Genomic DNA, 10585 nt, shown 5'->3' on the forward strand with positions numbered 1-10585 from the left:
TGTTTAAAATAGCGTACAAATCATATTAGTTGTCTTCGTAAACAAAAATGTGCAAATTCATTGTGATTTAGTTTCTGAGAAAAATTTGAATATGAGTAAGGTTGTAACCATAAACGGAAGTTTAAAAGCAACCCAAACTAAGGTATACATCAACTGGCTAATTTTTGCCTTTGCCTCAAATGCCTTTGTTATTACTCCTAAGCCATAAATCAGATATTCTGAGTTCATATTGGCATTTATCGATATATTGATATTAATTAGGACTGTTGATTTTAGTTAGCAAACAAGTCTGATGGACCGGATGAATATGTTTACTTCAAAGTTTTTTCATATCTTTTTATTTAGCATTTTCGGCACAGGATTAGTGCTTTTATACCAATTTCAACTTGAGAAGTTTCAGCAAACTAACCATGAGCAATTAAGTATCTATCAAAAACAGATTTCAGAAATTGAAAACTGGCCTAAGGATGGTGTGGATATTTATCAGATCTTCAAAGCCGTCACGCCTATTCGTTTTTTTCAGTATATCGATAAAGAAGACACAGCGAACAACTACACCACAGGCCAATTAGTTAACGATAAGTCCAATATTATTAACCAATTATTTCCAAATAATGTTGGCAGCTACCAACAAACTGATTCTGGCAGAATACAAGTCAAATTAGATGTAACTAAAGCAAATCAAGCGATTGTTTCAGACTTTACTAATATTGCTATTGTACTTATATGTAGTTATGCCCTTATTGCACTCTGTGCCCTACTTTGCTTTAGCCGTGTAAACTATTATCTTAATCAATTAATTGAATTAATAGAGCAAATACCAAATCGCAAATCTACCATATACTCGACAACCTCATTTCCTAAGCAGTTTAAGCTCGTCGAAAATGCGATCTTACAGACTAAAAAGCTTTATACAGAAAGAGTTAGTCAGATATTTGTTGAAAACCAGCAACTCAATAAAGAAGCGAGACAAGATCAACTTACTGGATTACTCACTCGGTTAATTTTTTATAAAAAGCTAGAAGACGCCGCTAAAAGTGATAATAAAATAAATGGTTCTATTATTGTATTGCGCGCGAGCGAGCTTGGGTATATCAATCAAATTAAAGGACGTAATGCGGGTGATGCCTACCTAACAAAAATCACTAAGTTACTTCTTTCAATTACAAAAACCACTCCAAATTCCAGCCATTACCGCATTTCAAGTGCAGATTTTGCAATTGTTTTGCCTGAAGTGAGCTTTCAAGGTGCACAAACCTTACTACCAAAGTTAAAATCATTATTGGATGAGTACCAACCGTTATTAAAAACACCTTCTGTTGCTCACATTGGGTTAATTCCATATAAAAACCAAATGCCGTCTGTAACGACAATAGAAATGCTCGAAGCCTCTCTTAGTGTGGCTGAGACTTTGGGTTCAAACAGTTTTTATGCAATGGATAAAGAAACTGATTCCGATAAAATCGGTGATGGGCACTGGAGGCAAACACTTAACTACATTTTAAAAAATGGGGGCGCAAATTTTTACCATCAACCCATACAGTCTTGTAACTCTCAAACCACCTTTTACCAAGAGTTCCTAACTCGCTTCCAGAATGTAGACTCTAGAGTATTACCAACATCTGCGGTTATAACAATGGCGGAGCGGCTCGACGTAGTCACTGAGCTTGATAAAATGGTCATCACAAAAGCAATGAGATTGCTGATTTCAAAGCCTACATTACGCAGTTCAATTGGTATTAATATCAGTGCAGCATCGGCTTTAAATAAAAGTTTTCAAGCTTGGCTTCATAATCAATTAAAACAACATGCAAACATTGCTTCAAAGTTAGTGTTTGAAGTTGGTGAACTAGGCATGCAAGTAAACACAACTGCGGCGGCTAATTTTGTCAAAACGGTTCATAAATCAAGTGCTCGAGTTTGTTTTGAAAAATTTGGAACTGGATTTACTGCCTTTAAATTCTTAAAGGAAGTAAGACCTGACTTCATAAAACTTGATAGTAGTTTTACTAAGGATATCCATTTTAATGAAGATAACCGCTTTATCGTCCGTATGCTTGTTGATATCTCCAAACGCTTAGGCATACCTGTTATAGCAACAAATATTGAAAGCCAAGCTGAAAAAATTGAATTTGAACAGTTACTGGTTGATGGTTTACAGGGATTCTTTATATCGTCACCCAAAATTTTGCGATCAGCATAAACTGAGCTTCTGTTCAAAAATTATTAATGGCATCAAATAAGTCAGAGCTGCTTTACAGACCATTTATAAATTTTTGATAAAATTTCACTCATGTTCGCAGTAGTTTAAGCTCAAAGGATTGTTTCTGAAGTAAGAAACACCGATAATAGTCAGATTAATGTTTAAAACAATTTTTGGTAATGACCGAATATCTTCTCCTGCTAATCGGTACCGTACTTGTCAATAACTTTGTATTGGTCAAATTCCTCGGACTTTGCCCATTCATGGGCGTTTCAAGCAAGCTTGAATCAGCCATTGGCATGTCTATGGCCACCACGTTTGTATTAACACTTGCGTCAGTTTTAAGTTATCTCGTTAACTTATACCTACTTATTCCATTTGATTTAGCTTACTTAAGAACCATCAGCTTTATTTTAGTTATTGCGGTTGTCGTGCAATTTACTGAGATGGTAGTGCAAAAAACGAGTGCCTCCTTATATCGAACTTTAGGCATTTATCTTCCACTCATCACCACCAACTGTGCTGTTTTGGGCGTAGCTTTATTAAACATCAATGAAAAACATAACTTTTTAGAATCGGCCATTTATGGCTTTGGTGCAGCCGTTGGCTTTTCATTAGTATTGATTTTATTTTCGGCAATGCGAGAGCGCTTAGCCGCAGCTGATATCCCTCTTCCATTCAGAGGAGGAGCAATCGCTATGATCACTGCAGGATTAATGTCATTGGCCTTTATGGGCTTTACAGGGCTAGTTAAATAATGATTATCGATATTGTTACTGCCATTGTTTTGTTATCGGCATTGGCACTTATTTTTGGTGCTCTTCTTGGATATGCAGCTCAACGGTTCAAGGTAGAAGGCAACCCTGTTGTCGACCAGCTAGAGTCAACCTTACCTCAAACTCAATGTGGTCAATGTGGTTATCCCGGTTGCCGCCCTTATGCCGAAGCTATTTCAAATGGTGAAAAAATCAATAAGTGCCCTCCTGGCGGCTCTGCCACCATGGAAAAACTTGCAGATATAATGGGCGTTGAACCAGAGCCTTTAAACGTATCTGAAGACTCACAAGTGAAGAAAGTCGCTTACATTCGAGAAGAAGAATGTATTGGGTGCACTAAGTGTATTCAGGCTTGCCCTGTCGATGCCATCGTTGGTGCAGGTAAATTGATGCATACGGTTATCACTAAAAACTGTACAGGTTGTGATCTCTGCGTTGAGCCCTGCCCTGTTGACTGTATTGATATGATACCTGAAGAAACCAACCTGAAGAACTGGGATTGGCGTGTCAATGCGATTCCTGTGAAGATGCTACATGAGGAATCACAGTGCTAACCCTTTTAGAGCAAATTGATAAAGGCACACTTTGGCCTTTAACCGGTGGTATTCACCCACCACAAGTAAAACATTTGTCAAATGAGGCATCAATTCGGCGTTTACCTTTGGCAAAGCAGTTTGTCATTCCAATTCCAAGTGTTGGGGAAAACGCTACGCTTTCAGTATCAATTGGAGATGAAGTATTTAAGGGCCAGCCTCTTACAAAAGGCCAAAACCATTTACCTTGTCACGCCCCAACTTCAGGCATAGTGTCAGCGATTCAAACAATGCCGAGTAATCACGCATCTGCACTGCCTGTATTAAGTGTAATTATTGATGCCGATGGCCATGATACTGGTCTACAGAATGATTCAACTAATCGGTCAAATGATTTAAATGAACAACAATTGTTAGCCGTTGTTAAAGAAGCTGGAATTGCGGGAATGGGCGGTGCTGCGTTCCCTACACACATCAAATTAAATCCAACTAGTGATATTGAATTATTGATCATCAATGGTGTTGAGTGTGAGCCTTATATTACTTCTGATGACCGCTTAATGAGAGAAAATGCTCACGGCATTATTCGTGGTGTTGAAGTCATCCGCAAGCTCATTGATCCGATGCGGATTATCATTGCCATTGAAGATAACAAACCCGAAGCTATTTCTGCTATGGAATCGGCGTTAGCGAGTAATAATTATCTAGCGCAAATGGCTCGAGTTACAAGCATACCAACGCAGTATCCTTCTGGAGGTGAGAAGCAACTCATCCAAATTTTAACGGGTAAAGAAGTTCCATCAGGCAGTATTCCCGCATCACTAGGAATGGTTGTTCAAAACGTGGGAACAGCTTTTGCTATATCTCAAGCAGTAGACGAAGCCAAGCCACTTATCGAACGTGTCGTAACCCTAACCGGAGATAATTTCGAACACCCAGGCAACTATTGGGTCCCAATTGGTACTCCAATAGAGCATATTCTCCAAACATGTGGTTTAAAAGATACAAGCCACCAGCAGTTCATTATTGGTGGCCCAATGATGGGACATGCCTTACGCGATGCAAGGGCACCAGTATTAAAAGGCACAAACTGTATCATTGCGCCAAGTAAAGCTGAATTTAACACAGAGGCCGAAGAAAAATCATGTATCCGTTGTGGAGAGTGCTCTGTTGTATGCCCAGCAAGCCTACTACCTCAACAGCTATTTTGGCACTCAAAAGCTGAAGAATACGACAAGGCCGCTAGTTATAACCTGAAAGACTGCATTGAGTGTGGATGTTGTAGCTATGTTTGCCCTTCTGATATTCCTCTAGTCGAGTATTATCGTATCGCTAAATCAGCAATCAAGATTGAAGAGCAGAATAAAATAGCGGCTGAAGAAGCCAAGAAACGCTTTGATGCCAGACTTGAACGCTTAGAGAAAGAAAAGCAAGCTAGAGAAGAACGTTCTCGCCAAGCCGCTGAACGTCGCAAGTCATCAATGTCTTCAGCCAACCAAGATGCTGTCGCTGCAGCCCTTGCTCGCGTTCAAGCAAAAAAAGCCGCTGAAAGTCAGAATAGTGAAACGGGTTCTCAAGATAAGCAGTCTCAAGTCGCTGCAGCTATAGCTCGAGCTAAAGCGAAAAAAGCTTCTAAAGAAGACGTTAAGACAACAGATATCAATAGCGCTGAAGATAAAAAGTCTCAAGTTGCCGCCGCTATCGCCCGTGCTAAAGCCAAAAAAGCCAATAAGACATCTGAACCACAAATTCAAAGTGAACAAAGTTCAGAACCTGTTGATGACGCAAAAGCTAAGGTAGCCGCAGCTGTAGCCAGAGCTAAAGCGAAAAAATTGGCTAAAGCACAAGCATCATCTGAAAATTCAAGTGATACACTTGAGCCTGAAACAAGTACCACTTCAAATGCTGATGATAAAAAGGCCCGCGTTGCGGCTGCTGTAGCTAAAGCCAAGGCAAAGAAATTGGCACAAGCATCATCTGAAAATTCAAGTGATACACAAGAGCCTGAAACAAGTACCACTTCAAATGCTGATGATAAAAAGGCCCGCGTTGCGGCTGCTGTAGCTAAAGCCAAGGCAAAGAAATTGGCACAAACATCATCTGAAGATTCGAACGATACACTTGAGCCTGAAACAAGCACCACTTCAAATGCTGATGATAAAAAGGCCCGCGTCGCTGCTGCAGTAGCAAAAGCTAAGGCAAAGAAATTGGCACAAGCATCATCCGAAAATTCAAGTGATACACTTGAGCCTGAAATAAGCACCACTTCAAATGCTGATGATAAAAAGGCCCGCGTCGCTGCTGCAGTAGCAAAAGCCAAGGCTAAAAAACTGGCTAAAGAAGCGCAGCAACAAAAAGAGGGACAGGAGTAAACATGGCATTTAAAAGCGCCTCATCACCCCACATTAATACTCAAATGCAAACCAATAAGGTAATGCAAAGAGTGTTACTTTGCATGCTTCCCGGATTTGCAGCCCAGCTTTATTTCTTTGGTTGGGGAGTGTTAATTCAAGTTATTTTGGCCGTATCTGTCGCAATAGCCGCTGAAGCTGGAATAATGAAGCTTCGTAATAAAAGCATTGGCTTCGCCCTTTCGGACTACAGTGCCGTAGTAACTGCTGCACTATTAGCAGTAGCTATACCTGCAATGGCACCTTGGTGGGTCATTGTCATTGGTGTTTTATTTTCCATAGTGTTTGTAAAGCATCTATATGGAGGTCTTGGTAACAACATTTTCAATCCAGCAATGGCGGGTTATGTCTTGCTGCTGATCTCTTTTCCAGTTCAAATGACGAATTGGATCGCACCATCAAGTGTTGCAGCGCATATCCCTTCTCTATCTGATGCATTAAACACTATATTTGGTTTGTCACATGTAGGTGCCGATTATTGGAGGCAAGCAATAGACGGAACCACGATGGCAACGCCATTAGACAGCCTAAAAACCGGTTATTCGCTCGAACACATTAGCTCAGAGATTATGCAACAGCCAATGTTTAGCAACGACATTGCAACAGGTTGGTTCTGGGTAAATTTAGGCTACCTTATAGGTGGACTTATCATGCTGAAGTTAAAAGTGATCCGATGGCATATTAGTTGCGCAGTGCTCGTTTCACTGTTTGTCTTTACAACTGCAGGCTTTTTGTTACACCCTGATACGCATATCTCTCCTATTAACCAATTGTTCACCGGCGCAACAATGTTAGCCGCCTTCTTTATTGCAACTGATCCAGTGACCGCTGCAACAAGTGCAAAAGGTCGATTAATATTCGGAGCCATGATAGGTATCTTGGTTTATGTAATAAGAACCTATGGTGGTTATCCTGATGCATTTGCTTTTGCGGTACTACTCGCCAACATGAGCGCACCATTTATTGATTATTACATTAGACCACGCAGTTATGGTCATAGAACTAGCTAAGACTTGGAGCCATTGATGAATAAAAGTATTGTTAAAAATGGTCTTATCTTAGCTTTGTTTGCAATGATATGTACTGGGCTTGTAGCCTTTGTCGACAAATTTACGGCTGATAAAATTGAAGCACAAAAACAAGCTCAGCGTTTGAAGATACTCAACGAAATCATCCCTGCCGATATACACGACAACAATTTGGTACAAAGTTGTCGTTTGATTTATGCACCTAAAGCGCTGAATACCACCAATCCAGTAGCGGCTTTTGTTGCAACTAAAGGTGAACATTCCACCGCTATTGCAATGGAAACATTTGCTCCTGATGGCTATAACGGTGAAATCAAGCTTATTATATCGGTAAACAAACAAGGTAAGTTGCTTGGGGTAAGAACCTTGTCTCATAATGAAACACCCGGACTTGGTGATAAAATTGAGCTGAAAAAATCAAACTGGGTAAATGAGTTTTCCGGAAAGTCTTTAACAAATCCAAAAGAAAATAAATGGAAAGTGAAAAAAGACGGCGGAGATTTTGATCAATTTACAGGTGCAACCATTACTCCTAGAGCGTATGTAAAAGCTATACATAAGGCATTGATATATATAAACAGCAATTTTGATGACATTAAGCGCCAGACCCGATCATGTGAGGAACAAAATGGCTAACTATAAAGACATTACTTTACAGGGGTTATGGAAAAACAATCCCGGATTAGTCCAACTCCTTGGTTTATGCCCTTTACTCGCGGTGACTGCGACTGTAACTAATGCCTTAGGGTTAGGTTTAGCTACCATGGTCGTACTGATTGGCTCTAATATTCTAGTATCGTTAGTTCGTGACTATGTCCCCAAAGAAATCCGTATTCCAGTGTTTGTGATGATCATTGCAGCGCTAGTCACAACAGTACAATTGCTCATTAACGCTTATGCTTATGAGCTTTATTTATCATTGGGTATATTCTTGCCTTTAATCGTAACTAACTGTGTCATTATCGGTCGTGCTGAAGCCTTTGCATCCCGCAATAATGTAATAGCTTCTGCCTATGATGGATTAATGATGGGATTCGGATTTACACTCGTTTTGATTGTGCTCGGTGCTGGCCGCGAAATCCTTAGCCAAGGCACTTTATTTAGCGGTGCCGATCAGTTACTAGGACCTTGGGCCGCAAATTTAACCATCCATTTATGGAAAGTAGATACTTCGTTTTTACTTGCAATGTTACCTCCGGGCGCATTTATCGGAATGGGATTAATGATTGCAGCGAAAAATGTGATAGATAAAAAGCTAGAACAACGCAAACCAATGACTACTCAAATTGAAACCATTACACGAGCTCGAATCACCAAGGTAGGTTAATGAATAACGCAAAACGTCGTGAAATATTGGAGCGATTAAGAGCCAATAACCCGAAACCAGAAACTGAATTAAATTTCTCTTCTCCTTTTGAGTTATTGGTTGCCGTTACCTTGTCAGCTCAAGCTACAGATGTTTCCGTAAACAAAGCCACCGATAAATTATTTCCTGTAGCGAATACTGCACAGGCTATCTATGATTTGGGCGTTGATGGTTTAAAGGAATACATAAAAACCATTGGGCTTTATAACAACAAAGCCATTAACGTGATCAAAGCCTGTGAGATTTTAGTAAAAAAATACGATGGTGAAGTCCCTGAAGACCGTGAAGCTTTAGAAGCCCTCCCCGGCGTTGGCAGAAAAACCGCTAATGTAGTGTTAAACACGGCATTTGGCTGGCCGACTATTGCGGTTGATACGCACATCTACCGCATGGCGAATCGCACCAAATTTGCAATGGGTAAAAATGTTGATCAAGTTGAGCAGAAAATGCTTAAAGTTGTTCCAGCTGAATTCAAAGTGGATGTTCACCATTGGTTTATTCTTCATGGAAGATATACCTGCATCGCTCGTAAACCTAGATGTGGTAGCTGTATAATTGAAGATCTCTGTGAATACTCTCCACCCAAAAAAAATACAACAAAACAAAGCCTATGACAATACAACCAATCGTAAGTTGCTGAACTCAAAACGGGTGTCATCATTAGAAGCAGAAAACATTGAATTTAATTAGCATTACTTTCTCCCTGAAGTATTTCTAATGAATAATGTTTTTCTCCGTAGGCACGTGATAGAAAGACAAAACTGACTTCACGGCATAAGCCATCAGAGATATGCTACAAAACCCTATACGCAGTTTTGGTTCTGAACTGAAAGTAGTCGGTGATTTTATCTTTGCTTTCTAAAAGATAAACAGGCTCATAAATGATTTTGTCTGTCTCATTTAAAGCAAAGGCGTAATTAGTGTCAATCAGGCCGCTTCTTTGTTAGCACGCTGTTCGCGCTCATATATGTTCATTTCTTCATAGAAATTGTTAAATAAGCGAATTGCAGCTTTAAAACCATCTTTTTTAATTTCATCTATGGCCCTTTTCATATTTGACTTAAGTTGGTCAGTTTCACTATGTGGCTGGCTCGGCGTTACTTAATGGCGTTGACCCGTAAACCTTTCGCTTGAGTTATTACGCATCATTTCGATTTCAAATACAGGGTCGTTTGCCTGTACTGTGGCAGCGTAATATTTTCCAGTGTCGATCATGGGTAATTTTCCTAAAATGAGCAGTAAGTCACTACTTGTCGTATTCAGGTGACTATTTTTATCTCGTGTAATTAATGTCTTGGTAAAGCAGAATACGTTCTACTTTTGAATGAGAGGTTGATAAAAGTCACAATACCTTTTCTGCACTGTGACTTTTACGTTCAAAAACCAAAGTTATCGAGCGGGTAATTCTTTCATATCAACTTGGGTTTTATACAGCTTAAACCAGTTAACACCGTCATTAGAGCGCCAGATGTCGTTATAGCTAAGCACTTCATCATTCGAGCTGTCATATTTTCCTCTCCCGCCAACAACCCAAATGCTACCTTGGTAGTTAATGGTTGCAACGCCGTAGCGGGGGCCAAAGGGAACCTCTGTTACAACGGTGGTTGCAGTGAATGTATTATCGCTATTTAGTGCCAATTTATAAATTTTATTAGATACATCATTTTTACTAACAGAGTATCCGCCAATGATATAAATAGCGTCGTCAAGAACCACCATGCGGGCATCTTGTAATGGCTTGAGAGCACCTGAAACAGGAACTTCCTCCCATGCATCCGAACTGGCTGTTTTTCTCCAGATAGCATTTGAAACACCATTTCCTTGAACACCACCGTAGAGGTACATTTGGTTCTCGAACACAGCAATGGTGTGACGACTGATATCAGGCAAGTTACTGCTGTGCTTGGTCCAGTTAATGCCGTCCACAGAGGAGAATACATCATTGGTTTGCCTATGTTGTGAGTTAGTACCACCAACGACCCAAATCTTATCTTGATAAACGGTAACATCATGCTCCTTTCGACTTGATACCGCGGTTTTATTGAAAATCGCGTAGTTATCCCAATTTCTACCATCATTAGAACTTTGAAGCACTGAAATATCGGCTCTCCCTGCAATTGCCCACAGCTTGTCTTTAAAACTCACCACTGGCGAATTAATCACCCTATTTCTTTTAGTGACGTCGGTATGCGTTAATCGACTCCATGTGGCATCTTTGTTCAAGCTCCAACTATCATCACCTCTACCAGAATCATCACCCAAACCAGC

9 protein-coding genes are annotated in these 10585 nt (G+C 40.1%); 8 read left to right on the plus strand and 1 reads right to left on the minus strand.

Going from position 1 to position 10585, the window contains the following annotated elements; translation table 11 throughout:
* The first annotated feature begins 307 nt into the window (after window positions 1-307).
* The 8 genes from AC1EU0_RS07150 (at window position 308) to nth (ending at window position 8931) form a co-directional block, all read left to right on the plus strand.
* Window positions 308-2203: an EAL domain-containing protein gene (locus AC1EU0_RS07150; protein ID WP_480301537.1), complete on the plus strand. Its 1896-nt coding sequence runs from the start codon at window positions 308-310 to the stop codon at window positions 2201-2203.
* A 179-nt stretch (window positions 2204-2382) separates the two neighbouring features.
* Complete coding sequence (gene rsxA, locus AC1EU0_RS07155) at window positions 2383-2961, plus strand: electron transport complex subunit RsxA (protein WP_480301538.1); 579 nt, start codon at window positions 2383-2385, stop codon at window positions 2959-2961.
* Window positions 2961-3533 carry an electron transport complex subunit RsxB gene (gene rsxB, locus AC1EU0_RS07160; protein ID WP_480301540.1) on the plus strand — a complete coding sequence of 191 codons (573 nt, stop codon included), beginning with the start codon at window positions 2961-2963 and terminating at the stop codon, window positions 3531-3533. Before rsxA ends, rsxB begins: the two co-directional genes overlap by 1 nt.
* Entirely contained in the window at window positions 3527-5884 is a 2358-nt protein-coding gene (rsxC, locus tag AC1EU0_RS07165) for an electron transport complex subunit RsxC (RefSeq protein ID WP_480301542.1), read from the plus strand. Before rsxB ends, rsxC begins: the two co-directional genes overlap by 7 nt.
* A gap of 2 nt (window positions 5885-5886) precedes the next feature.
* Window positions 5887-6933, plus strand: a complete 1047-nt coding sequence (gene rsxD, locus AC1EU0_RS07170; RefSeq protein ID WP_480301544.1) for an electron transport complex subunit RsxD — start codon at window positions 5887-5889, stop codon at window positions 6931-6933.
* A gap of 15 nt (window positions 6934-6948) precedes the next feature.
* Window positions 6949-7587, plus strand: a complete 639-nt coding sequence (gene rsxG, locus AC1EU0_RS07175) for an electron transport complex subunit RsxG (RefSeq protein ID WP_480301546.1) — start codon at window positions 6949-6951, stop codon at window positions 7585-7587.
* Window positions 7580-8278, plus strand: coding sequence for an electron transport complex subunit E (locus AC1EU0_RS07180; RefSeq protein ID WP_480301547.1), 699 nt, complete (start codon window positions 7580-7582; stop codon window positions 8276-8278). Before rsxG ends, AC1EU0_RS07180 begins: the two co-directional genes overlap by 8 nt.
* Window positions 8278-8931: an endonuclease III gene (nth, locus tag AC1EU0_RS07185; protein WP_480301549.1), complete on the plus strand. Its 654-nt coding sequence runs from the start codon at window positions 8278-8280 to the stop codon at window positions 8929-8931. The genes AC1EU0_RS07180 and nth overlap by 1 nt, the downstream gene beginning before the upstream one ends.
* A 775-nt stretch (window positions 8932-9706) precedes the next feature.
* Here the strand turns inward: nth and AC1EU0_RS07190 are convergent.
* Window positions 9707-10585, minus strand: an 879-nt coding sequence (locus tag AC1EU0_RS07190; RefSeq protein WP_480301551.1) for a Kelch repeat-containing protein, incomplete at its 5' end; no start/stop codon positions are given.

This window comes from Parashewanella sp. 2210YD4-3, from assembly GCF_056591735.1.